17 protein-coding genes are annotated in these 19,533 nt (G+C 37.0%); 8 read left to right on the plus strand and 9 right to left on the minus strand.

Features of this window, described 5'->3' with window-relative positions; all coding sequences use genetic code 11:
• Positions 1-102: 102 nt before the first annotated feature.
• The 4 genes from R3E91_03490 to thrS are packed head-to-tail and all read right to left on the minus strand — an operon-like array spanning position 103 to position 4,132.
• The gene (locus R3E91_03490; protein ID MEZ5315258.1) at positions 103-654 is read right to left on the minus strand and encodes a DUF5414 family protein; all 552 of its coding nucleotides are present in this window, start codon (positions 652-654) and stop codon (positions 103-105) included.
• Between the two features lie 13 nt (positions 655-667).
• Positions 668-1,417: a CT583 family protein gene (locus tag R3E91_03495; protein MEZ5315259.1), complete on the minus strand. Its 750-nt coding sequence runs from the start codon at positions 1,415-1,417 to the stop codon at positions 668-670.
• A 28-nt stretch (positions 1,418-1,445) separates the two neighbouring features.
• Complete coding sequence (locus tag R3E91_03500) at positions 1,446-2,216, minus strand: ParA family protein (GenBank protein ID MEZ5315260.1); 771 nt, start codon at positions 2,214-2,216, stop codon at positions 1,446-1,448.
• On the minus strand, positions 2,213-4,132 hold the full coding sequence (gene thrS, locus R3E91_03505) for a threonine--tRNA ligase (GenBank protein MEZ5315261.1): 1,920 nt from the start codon (positions 4,130-4,132) through the stop codon (positions 2,213-2,215). The genes R3E91_03500 and thrS overlap by 4 nt, the downstream gene beginning before the upstream one ends.
• Before the next feature lie 384 nt (positions 4,133-4,516).
• Between thrS and gmd the strand changes: the two genes are divergently transcribed.
• From gmd to R3E91_03530, 5 genes are read left to right on the plus strand one after another with little or no spacing between them, the layout of a single operon-like run.
• Complete coding sequence (gmd, locus tag R3E91_03510) at positions 4,517-5,581, plus strand: GDP-mannose 4,6-dehydratase (protein ID MEZ5315262.1); 1,065 nt, start codon at positions 4,517-4,519, stop codon at positions 5,579-5,581.
• Positions 5,562-6,578 carry a glycosyltransferase family 1 protein gene (locus R3E91_03515; protein ID MEZ5315263.1) on the plus strand — a complete coding sequence of 339 codons (1,017 nt, stop codon included), beginning with the start codon at positions 5,562-5,564 and terminating at the stop codon, positions 6,576-6,578. The genes gmd and R3E91_03515 overlap by 20 nt, the downstream gene beginning before the upstream one ends.
• Positions 6,559-7,668, plus strand: a complete 1,110-nt coding sequence (locus R3E91_03520; protein MEZ5315264.1) for a glycosyltransferase family 9 protein — start codon at positions 6,559-6,561, stop codon at positions 7,666-7,668. Before R3E91_03515 ends, R3E91_03520 begins: the two co-directional genes overlap by 20 nt.
• Positions 7,607-8,971 carry a sugar phosphate nucleotidyltransferase gene (locus R3E91_03525; protein ID MEZ5315265.1) on the plus strand — a complete coding sequence of 455 codons (1,365 nt, stop codon included), beginning with the start codon at positions 7,607-7,609 and terminating at the stop codon, positions 8,969-8,971. The genes R3E91_03520 and R3E91_03525 overlap by 62 nt, the downstream gene beginning before the upstream one ends.
• A gap of 44 nt (positions 8,972-9,015) precedes the next feature.
• Positions 9,016-9,957 carry a DMT family transporter gene (locus R3E91_03530; GenBank protein ID MEZ5315266.1) on the plus strand — a complete coding sequence of 314 codons (942 nt, stop codon included), beginning with the start codon at positions 9,016-9,018 and terminating at the stop codon, positions 9,955-9,957.
• Between the two features lies 1 nt (position 9,958).
• On the opposite strand, the gene pgeF is transcribed toward R3E91_03530, so the two are convergent.
• The 4 genes from pgeF to R3E91_03550 form a co-directional block, all read right to left on the minus strand.
• Positions 9,959-10,702, minus strand: a complete 744-nt coding sequence (gene pgeF / locus R3E91_03535) for a peptidoglycan editing factor PgeF (GenBank protein MEZ5315267.1) — start codon at positions 10,700-10,702, stop codon at positions 9,959-9,961.
• A gap of 80 nt (positions 10,703-10,782) precedes the next feature.
• Entirely contained in the window at positions 10,783-11,883 is a 1,101-nt protein-coding gene (locus R3E91_03540; protein MEZ5315268.1) for a hypothetical protein, read from the minus strand.
• Positions 11,884-11,919: 36 nt separating this feature from the next.
• Positions 11,920-13,008, minus strand: a complete 1,089-nt coding sequence (locus R3E91_03545) for a hypothetical protein (protein MEZ5315269.1) — start codon at positions 13,006-13,008, stop codon at positions 11,920-11,922.
• Between the two features lie 17 nt (positions 13,009-13,025).
• Positions 13,026-13,529 (minus strand): SycD/LcrH family type III secretion system chaperone, encoded by a 504-nt coding sequence (locus R3E91_03550; GenBank protein MEZ5315270.1) that lies wholly within the window; start codon positions 13,527-13,529, stop codon positions 13,026-13,028.
• Between the two features lie 322 nt (positions 13,530-13,851).
• Between R3E91_03550 and R3E91_03555 the strand changes: the two genes are divergently transcribed.
• Positions 13,852-15,198 carry a hypothetical protein gene (locus tag R3E91_03555; protein ID MEZ5315271.1) on the plus strand — a complete coding sequence of 449 codons (1,347 nt, stop codon included), beginning with the start codon at positions 13,852-13,854 and terminating at the stop codon, positions 15,196-15,198.
• Between the two features lie 9 nt (positions 15,199-15,207).
• On the opposite strand, the gene R3E91_03560 is transcribed toward R3E91_03555, so the two are convergent.
• Positions 15,208-16,734 (minus strand): CT620/CT621 family type III secretion system effector, encoded by a 1,527-nt coding sequence (locus R3E91_03560; protein ID MEZ5315272.1) that lies wholly within the window; start codon positions 16,732-16,734, stop codon positions 15,208-15,210.
• Here R3E91_03560 and mutL point away from each other — a divergent pair.
• Both mutL and R3E91_03570 read left to right on the plus strand, forming a co-directional pair.
• A complete protein-coding gene (mutL, locus tag R3E91_03565) occupies positions 16,721-18,484 on the plus strand; it encodes a DNA mismatch repair endonuclease MutL (GenBank protein MEZ5315273.1) in 1,764 nt (587 codons plus the stop codon). The two genes, R3E91_03560 and mutL, sit on opposite strands and share 14 nt — an antisense overlap.
• On the plus strand, positions 18,447-19,487 hold the full coding sequence (locus tag R3E91_03570) for a Xaa-Pro peptidase family protein (protein ID MEZ5315274.1): 1,041 nt from the start codon (positions 18,447-18,449) through the stop codon (positions 19,485-19,487). Before mutL ends, R3E91_03570 begins: the two co-directional genes overlap by 38 nt.
• The last annotated feature ends 46 nt before the right edge of the window (positions 19,488-19,533 follow it).

Consider the following 19,533-nt stretch of genomic DNA (forward strand, 5'->3'; position numbering starts at 1 on the left):
TGGCACATATGATTTACGAAAAAATATATACTATTGAAGAATAGAATAGTAGAAAAAGTATAATTTAAATTTATTTTTTAAATTAGGTTTCTTTCGTTGTTTTTATAAAGTACATTGTTTTAGAGATTCAGTAATCGTTTCAATTTCTTTTTTATATTTGCATAAAATCTCTTTATTTTTTTCTTGATGGCTCATTTCACATAGACGATGAACAAAATGTTGGATAAGCTCAACAGTATTCTGGACATTGGACATGAATACAAATTCTTTTCCATCAATTCTACGGACTCTATTTAAAAGGATAGGAGCTTGGTCTTGTTTGATCACATCAGAAGTAATAATATTGACAAATTCTCCACGTTCATAAACCTCTTTTGCAAGACGAGCAGGAATAGTAAAATGTTTGATCACATCTTCTAGAATTTCATAATGTTTTTCATTGGGAATTGAAACTTTGATCTGTCCTGTCAAAAGAGTTTCAAAAAAAAAATTTCCAAGATCTTTGTTTTGATTGACGCAATTTAAAATACTATTCTGAATTTCTCTGTAAGTGGAAGGAGTAATTGTCATGGAGAAAATTCTTCTCATATTCCCTTCAAACAGCAGAATCATTTGTTCATCAAAAACCATTTTTTTTCGTATTTGTTCAGACATATTGAGAAATTCCTTATTTTATTTCACATGTTTCAACGAGAGAACTCAATAGTTCGATGAGTTCACACATTGAATGTTTTTGTGTTTGAGTCATTTTTATTGGAGAATTTTTGAAAAGTGTCACAAGGTTGCGTAGAGTTTTGAGAGTCGACTCTCCGACATTTTCTTTTCGTCTATCTTTCTGATCGAGTGGAAAGATTGAGCGGATCAAAGCGATGACTTCTTCTTTACTTTCCCCGTTGTAATTGCGCACGATTTCTTCTTTTTTCGTCAAACAACCTAGACGACTAGCTAATGTATAAACCGCTTGCCTAGGCATAGCATCAATTTGAGGATGAAGCGTTTTAGGAATTTTTGAATGAAATTCGTAGTATTGCAAAAAATTATAAGGAGTTTGTCGATTACCGTAAGCTGTGATGAGCCAAGCAGTAAAAGCTCCATCACGATAGTCTTTAAGCATGGTTTGGACTTGTTTAATCCTTTCACCATGTAAAATCGCTGCTTGATTGTTGATCGCTTTCACTTCAGAGGTAATCGCGATCAGTCTTTTTAAATCTTTTGACAGATCGGCATTCTTATCATGAGAAAATTTTTGGAGAAGAGTGGAGAGGAGTTCGCAATCTTTTTCTGCCAATTTTTTAATGCCAAAAATTCCTGAAAATACTGTAAGATTGCCCTCTGTTGTTTTTTCAGCTAGCTCTGCCATTTTCAATTTCTTTTTCTTTCGAAAACGTTCATTTAAAATCGATGTGATTTTTACCATTTGTCAACCCGCTTTACACAATAAAAAACTATATGGGCACCTTCATGCCTATTCTAATTAAGAATTCTTCAGTAAGAGCTAGATAATCTTCGACAGCACGACTTGTGGGATGAGTACTAAAAACTGCTTTCCCATGAATAGAAGCTTCTGAAATAGCGATATCGCGCCGGATCTTTATATCCAATAATTTTCCTGGAAATGTTTTCTCAATAAGATCAATGAATGCTTGGTTATTTTTCCCACGAGGATTCCAGAATGAAATTGCCACGCCAAGAATACGCAGAGGATGACGCTCTGAAATCGAATGGATAAATTGAGAGAGCCGTTCTAATCCTTTAATACTGTAAAATTCAGGAGTTGCAGAGATTAACACATGGTCTGCAGCAATTAAAGCAGATTCAGTGAGCCAACAAAGAGAAGGGGGGGTATCGATAAGGACATAATCATAGGAAAGACCAGTTAAGATAGATTTTAAACGTTCGTGAGAATAACGATCTCCAGCAAGCGGACTCGTCATTTCCACTCTTTCTAACCAAGTATCCGCTGGAATCAAATGAAGATGAGGATCCTCTGTTTTTTGGATAATCTCTTGAATCTCTTTTTCTCCTTGTAGGGTAGCTGAGAGGCTGTCAAATTCATCGGGATCAAAGCCCAAACCTGCTGTTAGATTAGCTTGTGCATCGAAATCAATAAGGAGTACAGAGGCATCATAGTAACGAGAAAGAGCTGTTCCGAGGTGTAAAGTGGTTGAAGTTTTAGCTGTTCCTCCTTTAAAGCTACTGATGGCAATCGTTTTCATTCTTGTCTCCAAGGAGAAAGAAGAGCACGGTTGGCTTTTTCTTGATTCATTGCTTCTAACAACCTCTCTAAAGATATTTCACCATGAATCACATTATCACGTGTACGCAGTGTCATGGTTTGATGAGAGATCTCTTGATCTCCTATCGTGAGCATATAGTTGACTTTTTCAATTTGTGCAAGGCGTATTTTTTTGCTCACAGACTCATGAGAATTATCTAATTCGCAATGAAAACCAGCTGCGAGAAAATGGTTTTTTAACATTAAGCCATAATCGAGATGACGATCTGCAACAGGAATGATCCGCACTTGCCTTGGGCTCATCCAGAGAGGAAATTTCCCGGCAAAATGTTCAATTAAAATTCCTAAGAAACGTTCAATAGAACCGTAAAGAGCACGATGAATCATGATAGGACGTTTTCTATTCCCATGAGAGTCGATATACTCTAAATTAAAACGTTCTGGTAACGCCATGTCTACTTGAATCGTCCCACATTGCCAAGTTCGCTCCAAAGTATCGCAAATATGCAAGTCAATTTTAGGACCATAAAAGGCCCCGTCTCCAGGGTTCACTTTAAAGGCTTTTTGATGTTTTTCAAGTGCACGTTGTAAAGATAAAGTCGCATGATCCCATTGTTCATCTGTTCCAATGGTCCCTTCTGTTGGGCGTGTAGAGAGTTCAAGATGATAATTGAGGCCAAAAGTCGTGTAGATTTGATCCACTAGGTGAAGGAGATTGACGATTTCATTTTCAATTTGATGAGGTTCCATAAAAATATGGGCATCGTCTTGATGAAAGCTTCTGACACGCATGAGTCCTGAAATCGCTCCTGATGCTTCATGTCTATGCACATGGCCAATTTCAGCAATTCTCAGAGGAAACTCACGATAACTATGCATGTCTGTTTTATAGTAGAGCATACAACCAGGACAATTCATAGGTTTAATCGCAAAAATGCGTTCTTCTACTGCCGAAGTGTACATATTATGGCGATAGTTTTGCCAATGACCAGAACGTTCCCAAAGTTCCTGACTCATCATCAAGGGAGTTTTGATTTCGAAATAACCTGCTTTTTCATGAAGCTCTCTCCAGTAATCGAGTAGAGCAGTCCAAATCAAGAGACCTTTGGGGTGAATCAGTGGCATACCTGGAGCTTCTTCTCTATGTGAAAAAAGATCAAGTTTGGGCCCAAGGATTTTGTGATCGCGTTTTTTTGCTTCTTCGATTTTTTGAAGATATTCCCTCAACATCTTTTTATGCGGAAATGTGATTCCATAGATACGACAAAGCATTTCACGAGAGGAATCACCACGCCAATAAGCTCCAGAATTCTTAAGAATTTTCACTGCTTTGACCTTCCCAAGGTAAGGAATATGAGGTCCTCTACAAAGATCATAAAACTCGCCTTGTCGATAGAGAGTCAATTGAGAGTCTTTAAATCCTTGAATAAGTTCGACTTTATATTTATTATTACCAAATATTTTTAAAGCTGCCTCCTTATTTGGGAGCACTTCACGTTGAGTGATGTAATTTTGTTGGAGAATATTTTCCATCTCCTTTTCAATTTTCTCAAATTGATCTTCAGAGATATGAAGATTGGCAAAGTCGTAGTAAAATCCATTTGCAATAGGGGGGCCAATCGTGAGTTTCGCTTCCGGATAGAGACGTAAAACAGCTTGAGCAAGGATATGGGCTGAGCTATGCCAATAGACTTCTTTACCTATAGGATCAGAAAAATTCCATAAGATGACCTCATCTCCATGTTGAAGCGAGTGAGAGAGATCAACGGTTACACCATTGATAGAGGCGGCAAGCGCTTGTTCGGGGGCTGTCTGATGAAATTTTTTTGCTAAATCTTGAGCAGTACTATTTTCAGGCAGCTCAACAAGCTCATCTTTATATTTCACTTGAATCATATTGATCTGTGATGGGTTTTTTTCTCAAATAACGTGTCGTTCAAAATAATCATGGTAGCAAAACCGTTGTGTTCATAGAGAAACATCGAAAGCTTAAAACAACATAGTTGGCTTATATCAAAGAAGAAAAAAAAAATCATGCTTAATGATCTTGATCGTAGTGGATTGTTGATGAGTTGGATCGTTTTCATCCAATTTTTTTGAGAAAAATGAAAATACTATTTTCTAATTAAAGCTTTGTTTTCTTTAAGTTTAGGAATCTTTAACAAGTCAATTAATTTACATTAGACCCTCTCAATGCTCATCAATGGACAAGTGTATTGAAAAGAAAAGTAGGAAAGGTTCACCATGGCTCAAGCAGATCGAATGTGTTAGGTCATAAGGATGAAAAGAGCTTTGATTACAGGAATTACGGGACAAGATGGAAGCTATCTTGCAGAATTGCTCCTAGGTAAAGGTTATGAAGTGCATGGCATTTATCGTTATAGCTCCATAGATAATACCTTACGCTTAAAAGATTTGAAGGGATTGTATTTGCATATAGGTGATTTGACGGATTCTGGTAGCATATGCCGTCTTTTACAAGAAATACAACCTGATGAGATCTATCACTTAGGAGCACAAAGCGATGTGAGTGTCTCCTTTGAGGAACCTGAATTTTCTGCCAATGTGAATGGTTTGGGGACATTAAGGATCCTTGAAGCGATCCGTATTCTTGGATTGAAATCTCGTTTTTATCAAGCTTCTACATCAGAACTTTTTGGTAAAGTAAGAGAAATCCCTCAAAAAGAGACGACTCCTTTTTATCCACGTTCACCTTATGCTGTTTCAAAATTATATGCCTATTGGATCACTGTGAATTATCGTGAGTCGTATGGTTTATTTGCATGTAATGGTATTCTTTTTAATCATGAATCTCCATGGAGAGGTGAGCAATTCGTCACCCGTAAAATCACTCGAGCTCTTGGGCGGATCTGTTTTGGACTTCAAAAAGATCTAAAACTAGGGAATCTTAATGCTTTGCGGGATTGGGGATATGCTCGGGATTTTGTAGAAATGCAATGGCGCATTCTTCAAAAAGAGATTCCGGATGATTATGTCGTTGCCACAGGAGTTCAGCATTCGGTAAGGGAATTTGTACAAATAGCGGCAGAAAAACTTGGAATCACGCTTCGTTTTGAAGGACAGGGTCTGGATGAAAAAGGGGTGATCGAATCCGTTGATTCTTCACTCTCCTGTTCTTTAGAGCCAGGCAGAATTCTGATTAGATTAGATCCTAAGCTTTTCCGTCCTGCTGAAGTGGAGACTTTGCTTGGAGATCCCTCGAAAGCCTATGAAACACTTGGATGGAAACCCTTAACTTCATTTGAAGATATGATCACTGAAATGGTAAGAAACGATTATCTTTTGGCACAAAAAGAAGCAAAGTATGCCCCATTTATGCATTGATGCTCGCCTTTATCATGGATCTGGAATTGGAACACATATCAAAGCACTTCTTTTTTCTCTCTCTCAATTTCGTCTTACTTTGCTTGTGAATGAACCTCTTAACCTTCCGTTTCATCAGGTGATGATGAAAAGTGGGATTTATTCATTAGGAGAACAGATTGAGTTGCCTCAAAAGATTCCTTGTTGTGATACTTTTTGGTCTCCTCATTTCAATATTCCGCTTTCCCCAATTCGAGCAAAAAAAAGAATTGTGACTGTGCATGATGTATTCCACCTTGCGTATTTTTCTACACTTTCTTTATCTAAAAAATTTTATGCGAAAATTTTTCTTAATGCTGCTTTATATTTATCAGATTATGTGATGACTGATTCCCAGTTTTCTGCTCAAGAAATTGAAAGATATTGTTTTTTTCAACCAAAACATTTAGGGATTGTTCCGAGTTGTCCTCTCCTACATCCTCATGGAAGAAAAATGCAAGGCTTACCTAAGCGATATATCCTTTATGTTGGTAATTTGAAAGCTCATAAAAATTTAGCTAGATTATTTGCAGCGCATGCTCAAATGGAGAATCCTCTTCCTCTTGTGATTGTGGGAAAACAATTCGGTGAGATTCACATTCCCGAGCATGTCTATTATATGGGGTATGTTCCTGATGATATGCTCTCAGAAGTGTATTCTGGAGCGGATTTATTTGTCTTTCCTTCAATTTATGAAGGGTTTGGAATCCCTCCTCTTGAAGCGATGGTTTGTGGGTGTCCTGTTTTAGTCAGTCGTATTGCCTCTTTACCGGAAGTATGTGGTGATGCTGCTGAGTATATCGACCCCTTTTCAGTTTCTTCAATCAAAAAGGGAATGGAATTTCTCTTAAATCATCCAGAAAGACGAAAAGAGTTAGTCGAAAAGGGTTGGAAAAGAGTAAAAGAGTTTACAATCGAAAAAACAGCTGAAAAATTTATCAATATTTTGGATCAAGTGCATGAAGGAACGAGGAAATAAGTGGTTGAAGTTTTGGGATCGTTATCTGGGAATTCCTCTTCTATTTATCCTAGGTCTTTTCCGTAAAAAACGCTCTTTGCCTAAAAAGATAGAGAGGATTGGTCTGCTTAAAAGTGCAGGAATTGGCGATCTTGTTCTTCTTTCAGGAATCATAGAAGATTTAAAGGGAAAAGAAGTTCTTTTATTTACAGGAGAGTCGAATAGGGAAATGGGAAAAATGATTCAAGGTGTCAAAGTCATTTCCTTACCTATTACTCATCCTTTCTCTGCTATGGTAAAGTTGCGTAAACATTCCGTCGATATTTGGATAGATTGTGATTCTTGGCCGCGTATTAGTGGCTTATTCACCCTTTTTTCCCGTTCTAAATATACGATTGGATTTAAAACTCAAGGTCAGGGGCGTCATTGGGTGTATGATCTTTCAATTCCCTATGCGTTTTTTCATCATGAAATTGAAAATTATCGAGCCCTCATTCAACCACTAGCTATTGTTAGCAAACATCCTCCAAGGATTATAATTCGCCCGACTCATTCTGAGAAACGCGTTGTTGCTCATATGTTTTCAGGAGGATCAAAAGCTCATTTGAAAAAATGGCCTGAAAAGTATTGGAAAGAATTAATTCTGCGAATGACACATCTTGGTTATCAAGTTGATTTGACTGGAGATCGTAGTCAATATGAAGCATTAAAGCGTTTTTCTCCTGAAGCTACGAATTATGCAGGAGCATTCTCATTAAGAGAAACAGCTCATCATTTAAAAAAATGTGTCTGTGTGATTAGTGTGGATACAGGGATTATGCATCTAGCTGCTGCGATTGGATGTCCTGTCATTAGCCTCCATGGTCCCACTTCACCTAATAGATGGGGAGCAAAAGGTGAGCAAGTGATCTCCCTGATCCCTTTGATGAGATATTCACCCTGTATACAATTGGGGTTTGAATCGAAATGCAGAGAAAATCGGTGTCTGCAAGCCCTTACAGTGGATCAGGTGTTTGACGCCTTCATAAAAATTACACATGGTATGACTCATGAAAATTCTTATTTTAGCCGGAGGAAGTGGGACGCGTCTCTGGCCTCTGTCTCGTGCTAACTATCCTAAACAATTTCTCCAGTTGTTTGGGAAAGAGTCATTTTTGCAAAAGACATTGCGACGTAACTTAGAAATTGCTCAAACTCTTTATATTCTCACGAATGAAGTTTACTTTTATGAAGTCTTAAAACAGGTAAAAGAGATTGACCCCAATCTTGAGTCTCATATTATTCTTGAACCAGAGCAAAAAGACACAGCGCCTGCAATTGCTTACGCATTTGAAAAAATTGAAGAAGATGGAGTCTTTCTGATTACGCCTGCTGATCACATGATCAACCCAGTTGATAAATACCATGAAGCGATCCTAAAAGCCGAAGACATTGCTTTAAAAGGAGACCTAGTGGCATTTGGTGTCCATCCTAATCGTCCAGCTACAGAATATGGATATATAAAATTAGATGGAAGAGATGTGGAAGCATTTATTGAAAAACCAGATTTTAAAACAGCGTGTCATTACCTAGAAAGTGGAAATTATTTTTGGAATTCAGGAATGGTTGCCTTGACTAAAGAAACTTTTAGAAGAGAGGCAGGTTTACATGCTCCAGAATTGATTGAAGCTCCATTTTCCAAGATGCCAAATATTTCGTTTGACTATGCAATCATGGAAAAAAGTGAGCGTATTTTCATGTTACCTCTTGATCTTTCTTGGTCTGATATTGGCTCTTGGGAAAATGTTTATGAATTTCTTCAAAAAGATGAAGCTCAAAATGCTATTTGTGGAAATGTGATCACCCATCAAACAAAAAATTCTCTGATTCATGCTGAAAATCGTCTTGTTTCGACAATTGGAATCGAGGATCTTGTAGTCGTTGAAACAGATGATGTAGTCCTTGTCGCTAAAAAAACCTATGGGTCTCAGATAAAAGAGATGGTGGAAAAGCTTAAAAAGCTTGGTAAGAAAGAAATATTAGAACATCTCACTATTCGTCGTCCTTGGGGAACTTATACGGTCTTGATGAAAGGGGAAAGATATAAGATCAAATGGATTGAGGTCTATCCGAAACAAAAATTAAGTTTACAAATGCATTATCATCGCAGTGAACATTGGGTCATTGTCAATGGAACAGCTAGAGTCACTATCAGTGATCAAGAGCAATGTATTCATGAAGGAGAGAGTATCTTTGTCCCTAAATCTTCAATACACCGTGTAGAAAATCCAGGCAAGGTCTCACTTGAAATTATTGAAGTACAGGTAGGAGAATATTTAGAAGAAGATGATATTATTCGATTGGAAGATATTTACGGAAGATTAAAAGAAGATACAGCTTTTAATCTATTAAGGAAAAAATTTGATAATGTATAAAAATAGAACTTCTTTTATTCTTTATTGAAACCTTAGAAGGGAATATGCCTCTTTTTTTTGTTTTTTTGACTTTTTTTATTTGGTCCACCTCCTTTACCTTAGGAAAGGCGACATTAGAATATGCGCCTCCCCTATTTCTAACAGGAACACGGATGCTAATAGGAGGGTTAGTCATTTTAGCTTTTTTAGCACTTTTTAAAAAAAGTGCTTTAAAATGCAAAAAGAGTCACATCTTTCCTTTAATTCTTCTCTCGATCTCTTCTGTTTACTTAACCAATATATTTGAATTCTGGGGCCTTCAATATTTGACTGCGGCTAAGGCTTGTTTTATTTATAGCCTATCTCCATTTCTTACAGCAGTTTTTTCCTATTTTCAGTTTAAAGAGAAATTGACATCAAGAAAACTCTTAGGACTTATTGTAGGGTTTATTGGTTTTCTTCCTGTCCTTCTGAGTCAGTCAGGGGCAGAAGAGCTGTTAGGTGGATTTTCTTTTTTATCTTGGGCAGAACTGTCTTTAATTGCAGCCACGGTGACATCAGTATATGGGTGGGTACTTTTAAGAAAATTGGGTAAAGATGAAAAAATCTCTCCTCTTATGGCGAATGCTTCTTCGATGTCTTTAGGTGGGTTAATAGCTCTAACTCATTCATTTTTCGTTGATAGTTGGGTTCCAACACCGATTACAGATTATACCGGATTTTTTCAAGGTATTGTCTTGATGATTATCATTTCTAATTTGATTTGTTATAATCTTTATGGATGGTTATTGAAGTGGTTTACTGCAACTTTCCTTTCTTTTGCTGGTCTCACAACGCCTCTTTTTGCTGCCTTTTTTGGTTGGCTGATCTTAAATGAAACTGTCTCATGGGGATTTTTTCTATCTGTTGGAGTCATTTTATTTGGTCTTTGGTTAGTGTATGCTGAAGAATTACGCCTTGGCTATATCAGATGGACGAGCAAGAAAAATATCCAAAGAGCTATTTAAGCTATTTTATTGCAGCTATTGTGCCATGACGGCCACTTTGTTTACACCTGCGGTAAGAGAAAAAGTCCTCTTTATGAGTATAAGTACAGAGATTAGCCATTTCGATATGATGAGAGAGAATCCCAGCCTGATTGAGTTGAAATTGTGAGATCTGCCAAAAATCAAAATAGGTGGGTTTGATTTGATAAGGCCAAAAAGTGCTGGGAAGCTCATTTTGGTAATGAATAAATTGAGCTGCTTCGGGCCCTAAGCTAGGAGAAATTCCTATAAGGAGATCTTGAGGCTGGGTACCGTAACGATCTTTCATCTTTTGAATCGTCTTCCCGTAGATATTAGCTACACTTCCACGCCATCCTGCATGGACATTAGCCAGTGCATGATGGATCGGGTCATAAAAAATTGCAGCTTGGCAATCAGCATGTAAGATGAGAAGTCCTAATTTTTTTTTTTGTGTGATTAGAGCATCTCCTTCTTCTTGTAAACGAGCGGTTGCCTCTACAACCCTATTCGAATGTATTTGGTAAAGGAGAGTAAAATCCTCGATCCCAAGAATAGTTAAGCCACGTTTTCTATTTATCGCTACTGCATGGGGATCATCCCCTTGATTTAAACCGAAATTCAAAGAGCTAAACTCTCCTTGACTCACACCTCCATGGCGTAAGAAGACGCCATGAATTAATTTAGGACAGGCTGAAAGGTGATCAAAGGTAAGCCATTCAATATGGTTGTCTACATGTCTCTCCATAATGATCTAGAATAGCGAAAGATAGTTTTTATTTTAAGATGAAAGAACCTCCTAAAGAAGGAGGTTCTTTCGTGGAGAATTTACCCTCTAAACATAGAATTTACTGTTTGTGTAATCCCATCAGCAGCTGATTTCAAGACATTCATTGCATAATCGATATTCTGTTGGGTCCCTTGTGTTAAAGTATCTGCACGACTAAAGGATTGACCATAGAATTGTGCGTACTGTTCTGTCATTTTAGAGAGTGCTTGAGCTTGACCCTCTTCTTGCTCCTTTTCAGCTTTTTGAGCTTGATATTTTGCATCAACAAACCAACCTGTGATTCCATCAGAAGCCATTTTTGCTCCCATGGCATATTGCATCCCTTTTCCAAGAGCACTCCCTAATCTTTTATGGGCTTTCCCTGCAATTTTTTTGAAAGATTTTCCATATTTTTTGATTCGACTGACAAAAGTCGACTCTTCTCTATTTACAGCTCGATCAATATTCTGGCGCTCATTTGCTTGTGCCTCTTCATTTTCGACTGAATTCTCTTCTTCTATGAGAGAAGGGTTCTCTTCAGCACTTGCCTCTTGAATGTCTTCATTTACTGCACGTGTCTCTTGCTCCGCATTCACATCAGCAGCCACATCAGTTTCACTAGTGATCTCAGAAATCCCCCCAAAAATCATCATCGCACCAAACATCGTAAAGTTAATCATTCCATCTTCTTTTGCTTGGTTAGCTTGAGCCATAGTTGCTTGAGATTGTGCATCATAAGCACTTTTAACCGCAGTTCCTATAATTGGAGCAAACTTGACTTCCATCATCATCGATTCTGAGGCTTGTTTCCAAAGTGTTCCCCAGAAATTTGAGTTAGCTTTAGCTTGAAGTGCCATCACTTCACCAATAATGGCAATGATCCCAAGTGTCTTTCCTTGCTCAGATCCTTTTTCAACTCCTTTAAAGCCATTAAACTGTTCTTTAGGTTCTGGGAGTTTGGGTTTTTCGCTTTTTACGTGAATAGGTAATCCTAATGAACTCTCTTCTGTAGATGAGATCATTTGATCTTTTATCCGCGTTTGATCTTGTGAAGAGCGGATCTCTGCAATCAAGAGTTCTCGATATTTTTGTCCCTTTTCATTTTCCTTTATTACATAGTCAATTGGATTGATGACTTTTTTATTCAACTCATTAATCATACTGCTCATCTTTTTTACCTCTTATTATTTTTTAAATTAGACCGCTTGAGCTAAACCATAACTAATTTGTTGGTAAGCATTTGTAATTTCACCAAACGTTTCGACTAATTCAGCACTATTTTTTGTTTCTTCTTGCACAACACTGCCTGTTTGTTGAACAAGATGTTGATAGAATTGAAAGTAGAGATTATTCTGATGGAGGATCGCCAGTGCCTCTCCGACTTCTTTTTGTGAATCAGCAGTCTGTTTTAATAGATCATAAGTTTTCATCTCTTGAATCGCTTTGACTAAGGATGGCGTCCCAAATCCCGCTCCAATCAACATATGTAACAATCTTTTTTTCCAATTTGACTTGCTTCTTGCTCCTTCTCTATTGACTCGATCCATTTCATTCGTTGTATCTCTGTTTGCTTGATTGATCTCTGTCTCTTGTTGAGAAGATTCTCCTTCAATATTGAGATTTTCCTCAGGAATTTCTACAGCATCATTGCTTTCTATTTCTAGATTTTCACTGAATTCCGGAGCAGCATCAACAGCTTCATCTAAGGTCCCTATCTCTTCTACGCTTAGATCTGAAAGAAGCTCGATCTCTTCAGGAAGAGCAGCAGCAGAAGCTCCTCCATCAAAAACGCAACTCACAATCGTTCCTAAGATCATCGCAATTCCAACTCCAAACAGGACCCAATTCAAGACTTTGTCTACTTCAGAACATTTTTCTTGGTAGGCATTTACTATAGAGACAGCATTAATCTGCTTCTCTTCTTTATCAATCGCTAGTTTCATCGATTGAAAAACAGATTGTGAAATCGTTTCGTTAAGCTGCTGAAGTTCTGCATAGGATTGCACCTGTTGAATAGATCCTTCAGACATAGAGGCAAAGGCTTTTGAAAATGCTTCAGCTAAAATCCCTAGATAGTTTGGATCACTCGATTGGCTAGCCTCAGGAAGAACTGGGCGTTCACGAATCTCAACTTGTCTTTTTTCTTCTTTTTTTTCTAAATCCGCGATTGTATCAAGAGTGCGTATCACTTCCCTATTGAGAGGATAGGGATTCGCTGTTTCTTGAATAGATCTATTCAATTGAATAAAATTCATTGAATTATTTGCAGCATGGTAAGTTGACATAGCCTTCCTTGTTAATATTATTTATTTTTTAGTGATTGCTGAATCAGCTCACACCTGTGTTTCATATTTTGATATTCTGGATCATCCCCACATATCGAAATTGTCACTTCTACAAACTCTTTAGCTTCTTCTATCAAGTCTTGTTTTAAGAACGCATCTGTAATGTAATACGCTGGGAGGGGATTATTTGGTTCAAGCCCTAAAGCTACATAAAAACCCACCATCGATTCTTGGTAAATCCCGAGCTCATGATAAGAGGAGGCTAATCCAAAAATATATTTATAGGTTTTTGGAGAAGCACCTGCTAAAAAATGGAATAAACTTACAGATTCTTTGTATTTACCTTGAGAATAAAAATTATAAGCAAGTCCATAAACCTCTTCAAGAGCCTGATCACTGATTCCAATCGCCTCTTGAAGAGTCATCCCCTTTTTTAAATGGGTTAGAATCTCTCCCGCAATCGCCTCTCTCTCCTCCTTTTGAAGAAATTGAGCATTGAGTTCTATTGATTCATAAGTCATGTAAAACCTGTAATTAATAAAATTATTTAATAAGTATATCAAATAAATAATTAAATTACAATTGATTTTTAAAGATTCTATTAGGTTTTTTAATAAATCTTAATAATTGTTAGAATTTATTTAAGTGAATATAATAAGTTTTATGAGACTGAAAGATTTTTTATTAAAATTAAGCTTGTGGATTTGGAGGAGAAGCGTTTTTCTCCTAATTCATTTTTATCAATTTGTCCTTAATTGTTTACAAAAACTTTATCATAAAATCCCTCTTGACGAGGGGATCCATTTTTTTTGTTATCTTTTTCACTGCTATAGAGCTAAACAAATGGATTTAAGCCATATTTCGCAAAATATAAAAATCCTTATCCGAGTCAGAGAAGATCAAGGAATCAGCGCGTCAAGAACCGGGAAACTCTTTCTCTTAACGACAAAATGGCAGAAATGGAGTTTTTTTCTAAAAAATTTCTTCCTAATGGGAGCTCCTTTGAGTCGTGTAAAGAAAATCGTTTATTATACCTATGTGACTCTAACTCTGGAATTAAATAATCCTTTTGATAAGAAGATATTGATCTATTTTCTTGAAAGAAAAACCGCTTTTTTAAAGCGTTTGTTAAGACATGTCAAAAAGATCAATGGAAAGCTTTGGGATCAGAAATTCATTAAAATCCACTTGGATACTTTTCATCGGAACTCTCTTCTTCAATACCATGTCATTCGCTCAATCCATCTGGCAGTTAAGCATCAAAAGATCCCAGAGATTATTAAAGATGCTAAAATTGCTATCATAAAGGGACTCTATCCAATTTTAATTACTAAGGGGTGTTCAGGCGCTTATTGGATCCGTAGTACAAATAAAACAGTTGTGGGGCTCTTCAAACCTTTTGATGAAGAAATCCATGCGCCTAATAATCCCATTGGTCCAGGTTTTCAAGGAGCATTAGGCCAGCGCATGACACGTCTAGGGTGTCGAGTGGGTGAGGCCGCTCATCATGAAGTTGGGGCTTTTTTAGTTGATGCTTTTTTAGGATTTGGGATTGTGCCCCATACTTATTATGCAGAGTTTACCCATCGCACATTTTTTTTATCCTCTGAAAATCGATTCTCTTCGTATAGACCAGATAAGACAAAATATGGTTCGTTTCAAGAATACCTTGAAGGATTTGTCCCTTTTAGTGATGTCTATCATCAAGAGGAAAACAACCTGCCTCTGGTCGACTATCAACTTCTTATTATCCTAGATGTGATCATTGGGAATACCGATCGTAATATTGGAAATATTTTAGTTGGAGATGAGAAAATTGCTGCCATAGATCATGGGCTTTCTTTTCCAGATTCCCATGATCAATTGAGTTATTGGTATTGGAATCTTAAAGGGGGTAAGGAGCCATTGATCCCCTCTTTGATCAAACTCTTAGAAAATTTTCCTTTTCAACAACTAAGCTGGAAATTAAAAAAAAGGTGTTTTATTTCCGAAAGTGCTCTCAATCGTATTTTAGAGAGAGTGATCTTATTCAGAGAAGCCATTCGTTTAGGTCTACTCCCATATCAGCTGATCGATCTAATGAAACCAGACTACCTTAATCCTTTAATCTTCTACAAAGACACACTGTTAGAAAAAGCTTCTGAGCAGGTGGAAATCTACAAAGCTCATCTTAATACCACAAAAAGGTAAATGGGAGTACTATTTATAAATACCTTGAGCAATAGTCATATACATTTGATTTAAAAGTTGTAAAGCAGTGGATACCACTGTCCATTCTTGCTGAATTTGGGTCATATTCATTTGGAGCTTCATCTGTTGATTTTGCCCTTGATCTGCATAGGTTTGTTGGAAAGTATTCGTTTTTGAGCTAATTTGAACCAATCCTCCTCCTTCTGGGAACCCCCATTTTTTTGCTTCGTCTGGGGTTGCCCCATTAATCACCATATTTTCGTAGGCAGATAATGCTGGAGCCCAGTCAGAAGAGTCAGAAGTTTCTGGAGGTTGAAAAGTAATGATAAAACCATCTCCAGAAGTTGTAGCAGAAAGATCTCCTAAAAGTTCGTAAAGAGCACTCACTTGAGGTAGAGCGGTTTTTAATTCTGTTTCAATTTCCTTAAGACCTTTGATGAGTTCATTTTTTTGAGTATCGGTCAATTGAGCATCATTGTTGACTTCCTTGATCTGGCTTTCAATTTTACTAAGAGAGTCATTAATCGCCTTTACTTGATTATAGGCATTATTTTTTTCTTTGCTAATTTGTGCATTTGCTTGTGTTGCGTCTCCGTTATAGACAGTATTCCCATTCTCATCCTTTTTCCCACTACTATGAAGAGAGTTACTGAGGCTAAAATTTGTTGCAGAAGCATTGAACTCTGTCATCAGATTCAGCAGTTGATTCCCAAATTCAGATCCCATATTATCACACATTAAAGCTTCTGCGAGTAAGGCTAAGTATTTCTCTTGTTGAGGCATGTAGTGTTTAAGAATAGCATCTTGGAATTGTTTGGGTAAGGCACCAGATAGCGTAGCATGTAAAGTAGCCCCTTCTGCTGCTTTTTCTAAATTCTTGTGTGTGGATTCAAGACCTACTTGAGCTCTTTCAGCTCCCTCTATTTCTTCACCTGGAGCTTGTGTTTTTCGAAGTTTTTGTAAGTTCTTTTCGATTTCTTTTGAATTTTCCTCGTTGATATGGGCCATTTTTCGATACATCATCCTCACTTCAGTCCAAAAAGCCCCTCGAGCTTTTTCATCAGTTTGATTCGCTTGAAATTGAAGTGTATCGAATAGCCTATCCAAGACATCAATTTGATCTTCCGAAATCTTTGGGAATGCATTCGCTACTTCTTCAAGTTGATTAAGAGCGCTGTTATCTCTTTCTGAGTAATGAATATCATCTTTGTTTAAAATGAGAATTTGTTTTTTTAACGATTCTAATTCAATGGCAATCAGAGGCTGAAGTGCATTAAAAGTCGTGATATTTTCTCTCTCCTGAGAATTCCCTGTTACTGGAACTTTCTCAACATGAAACTGAGAGTCCTGTGTTTTGTTTTTTGTCTTGTTTAGATGATCTTGGACAAGATTTTGAGCCATTGTTAGCAGGACTTCTATTTGTTTAATTTCCTCTTTTAATTGAATATATTCCTCAAGATCTTTCAAGGGGACTTGCTTGCTTCCTTGATTGCGCTCAGGTGGTAAAGGCTGTGATTTTTGAATGCTTTCTGTCATCTTAATACCTTCTCTTGCATCTTTTTTCTTTACCATTGTATGGTTATTCCCTATTTTATCAAAAAATCATTTTAATATGGGAGAGCAAAGAAGGATTCGTCTTCTTAGTGAAGCAACGATTAACCAGATTGCAGCAGGAGAGGTAGTGGAAAACCCTGCTTCTGTTGTTAAAGAGCTGGTAGAAAATGCGTTAGATGCTGGGGCTTCTGCTATTTCTGTAGAGACTGTTGGAGGAGGACGAGGGGTCATCCGTGTCGTTGATAATGGATGTGGAATGGCTTATGATGATCTTGTTCTTTCTTTTGAACGACATGCAACTTCAAAACTTTCTGACATAGAAGATCTTAAATCTCTTCTCACATTGGGATTTCGTGGAGAGGCACTCTCTTCAATCGCTGCTATTTCCAAAATGTTGATTCATACAGCTTATGATGAGAAAGGTTATGAGCTCAATGTAAAAGGAGGACAATGTTTAGGAATTCAAATGAAACCACGCCAAAAAGGCACCACTATTGAAGTTAAGTCACTGTTTTTTAATACACCTGTTCGAAAAAATTTTCAGAAAAGTTTAACTTCAGATCGTATTGAAATTCATAAGGTATTGACTAAATTTGCATTATGTTATCAAACAGTTGGATTTTCTTGGATTTCAGAAGGAAAAGAAGAATTCTTAATCGATCCACAAACCCCTTTGAAAGATCGTATTCGCTTACTTATTGGTGGAGGTTTTTCTCAGATGATGTTGCCTGTGGAACAAGAAGAAGAGCCTTTTCAATTATCAGGATTTATCGCTTCTCCTAGCTTTCACCGTCCTAACCAAACAGGCCAATATCTATTTATCAATCGACGTTGTGTGCATTCATCTTTTGTATCACGAAAAGTTCTGGAAGGGTATGGAACACGACTCTCCAAACATAGATTTCCTCTTTTTGTTCTTTATTTTTTTTCCCCTCAAGATCTTATAGATGTAAATGTCCATCCACAAAAAAAAGAAGTGCGTATTTGTGAGGAAGAAAAAGTTGGTAAATTTATTACAAGAGTCATTGATAAAAGATTGACTATAATGAATGTTCCAGAGATTTCAGTTTCTTCCTCTTTTGAGACACTGACGTTATCTGCTTCTGAGGAAAAAGTTCCTTATTCTTCCGATAAGATTCATCAAGAGAAAGAGAGCCCATCTCCAGAACTTTTTTCAGTTCCTTCTCAGAAAATGTTTCATTTCAAACAGTATCTTTTTTTTGAAGATGCTAAAGGGATTCATCTTGTTGATTTAAAAGCAGCACGTTTTCGAATTCTCTATGAACAACTGCTCTTAAAGCCAGAAAAGACTGCAATTCAGCAGCTTTTAATCCCCCTTCAAATCGAAACAATAGGAGAAGAAAAAATGCAAATGATGGAAAATCTGCTTCTACTTAAAGAAGCAGGATTTTCCATTCGTCATTTTGGAGGAAATACCTTTATTATAGATGCTTTACCTGCATTTTTTGAATTGGAAGAAGTTTTGGATTTTGTTTACGGATTGTTAGCTGAAGGCAAATTACCTCAAGAGAAGAAGTTTGCAAATGTTTTACAAAAAAGTTTGAGAATCCATTCTTCTCAATTAGGTAAGGTCATCGTCGATACGCTTTTTAAATGTTCTGAGCCAAACTGGACACCTAACGGTAGACCAACTTATCTTTTATTAACTGAAAAGGAATTGGAGAAATTGTTTCATGGATCGCATCAAAAAAATACAAAAATCTTTGGATGATTGGGAAGTTGATCTACTGATTGTTGATCATCCGATAGATTTATTTTACTTGATTGGAGAGGTTCTTTCATTAGGACGGCTCATGATATCCAAACAAGAGGTTGTACTTTATGTTGATGGACGCTATTACGAATTGTGTAAAAAGAAGCTCTTAATTCCAGTTGCTCTTTTAGAAAAAGAAAGAGATTTTTTTTCTCTTTTTGAAGGTAAGAGAATTGGTTTTGATGCCTTTTTTACGACTTATGATTGTTTTCTGAAATTCTCGTCTTTTAAACATGAATGGGTTCCTCTTTCTAAACCTCTGCAATTGATTCGATCGATTAAAGAGCCACTCGAAATCGAGGCTCTCAAAAGAGCTGCCAATCTTTGTGCCGAAGGATTTGATTTTCTACTTTCTCTTCTTAAAAAAGGGGTCACAGAAAAACAATTATCTATCGAACTTGAAGTTTATTGGCGCAAAAAAGGAGGAGAACGACTTTCTTTTCCTCCTCAAATTGCTTTTGGTAAAAATAGTGCCTATCCTCATTCTCGTGTGGGAGATTTAGCATTAGAACCAGGGGATATTGTACTTATCGATATTGGGGTTGTTGTGAATCACTATCATTCCGATATGACACGGACAATTTTTTTTGGAGAGCCTCAAGAGGAACTAAAGAAGATTCACGAGATTATCAATGCTGCTCAAAGCAAAGCATTTGCCTTATGTAAACCAGGCACTCCTATTGCTGAACTAGATCATATTGCGCGTAGTTACATTACAGAATCAGGATATGGAGATCAGTTTTTACATAGTTTAGGCCATGGGGTTGGCCTAGAGATTCATGAAGAACCATACATTAGAAAGAAGGCTGTTGGAGAGTTAAAAGAAGGGATGGTCATTACAATTGAACCAGGCATTTACCTTGTAAATCAAGGAGGAGTGCGTCTTGAGGATACCATTGTGATTACATCTAATGGATTTGAAAATCTCACTCATCGTCCATGGAATTCTGACTTTCATTAACTATCCCTTTTCCTCTGGTGGATAAATTTGTTAGATTACACACAGG

The sequence above is a fragment of the Chlamydiales bacterium genome, assembly GCA_041395025.1.
GTDB lineage: Bacteria > Chlamydiota > Chlamydiia > Chlamydiales > JAAKFR01 > JAJACP01.

Excerpts from the sequence above, each read along its gene's own strand:
- R3E91_03490 (MEZ5315258.1), bottom strand. The coding sequence starts at position 654 with ATGTCTGAACAAATACGAAAAAAAATGGTTTTTGATGAACAAATGATT.
- R3E91_03495 (MEZ5315259.1), bottom strand. The coding sequence starts at position 1,417 with ATGGTAAAAATCACATCGATTTTAAATGAACGTTTTCGAAAGAAAAAG.
- R3E91_03500 (MEZ5315260.1), bottom strand. The coding sequence starts at position 2,216 with ATGAAAACGATTGCCATCAGTAGCTTTAAAGGAGGAACAGCTAAAACT.
- thrS (MEZ5315261.1), bottom strand. The coding sequence starts at position 4,132 with ATGATTCAAGTGAAATATAAAGATGAGCTTGTTGAGCTGCCTGAAAAT.
- gmd (MEZ5315262.1), top strand. The coding sequence starts at position 4,517 with ATGAAAAGAGCTTTGATTACAGGAATTACGGGACAAGATGGAAGCTAT.
- R3E91_03515 (MEZ5315263.1), top strand. The coding sequence starts at position 5,562 with ATGCCCCATTTATGCATTGATGCTCGCCTTTATCATGGATCTGGAATT.
- R3E91_03520 (MEZ5315264.1), top strand. The coding sequence starts at position 6,559 with ATGAAGGAACGAGGAAATAAGTGGTTGAAGTTTTGGGATCGTTATCTG.
- R3E91_03525 (MEZ5315265.1), top strand. The coding sequence starts at position 7,607 with ATGAAAATTCTTATTTTAGCCGGAGGAAGTGGGACGCGTCTCTGGCCT.
- R3E91_03530 (MEZ5315266.1), top strand. The coding sequence starts at position 9,016 with ATGCCTCTTTTTTTTGTTTTTTTGACTTTTTTTATTTGGTCCACCTCC.
- pgeF (MEZ5315267.1), bottom strand. The coding sequence starts at position 10,702 with ATGGAGAGACATGTAGACAACCATATTGAATGGCTTACCTTTGATCAC.
- R3E91_03540 (MEZ5315268.1), bottom strand. The coding sequence starts at position 11,883 with ATGATTAATGAGTTGAATAAAAAAGTCATCAATCCAATTGACTATGTA.
- R3E91_03545 (MEZ5315269.1), bottom strand. The coding sequence starts at position 13,008 with ATGTCAACTTACCATGCTGCAAATAATTCAATGAATTTTATTCAATTG.
- R3E91_03550 (MEZ5315270.1), bottom strand. The coding sequence starts at position 13,529 with ATGACTTATGAATCAATAGAACTCAATGCTCAATTTCTTCAAAAGGAG.
- R3E91_03555 (MEZ5315271.1), top strand. The coding sequence starts at position 13,852 with ATGGATTTAAGCCATATTTCGCAAAATATAAAAATCCTTATCCGAGTC.
- mutL (MEZ5315273.1), top strand. The coding sequence starts at position 16,721 with ATGCTTTCTGTCATCTTAATACCTTCTCTTGCATCTTTTTTCTTTACC.
- R3E91_03560 (MEZ5315272.1), bottom strand. The coding sequence starts at position 16,734 with ATGACAGAAAGCATTCAAAAATCACAGCCTTTACCACCTGAGCGCAAT.
- R3E91_03570 (MEZ5315274.1), top strand. The coding sequence starts at position 18,447 with ATGGATCGCATCAAAAAAATACAAAAATCTTTGGATGATTGGGAAGTT.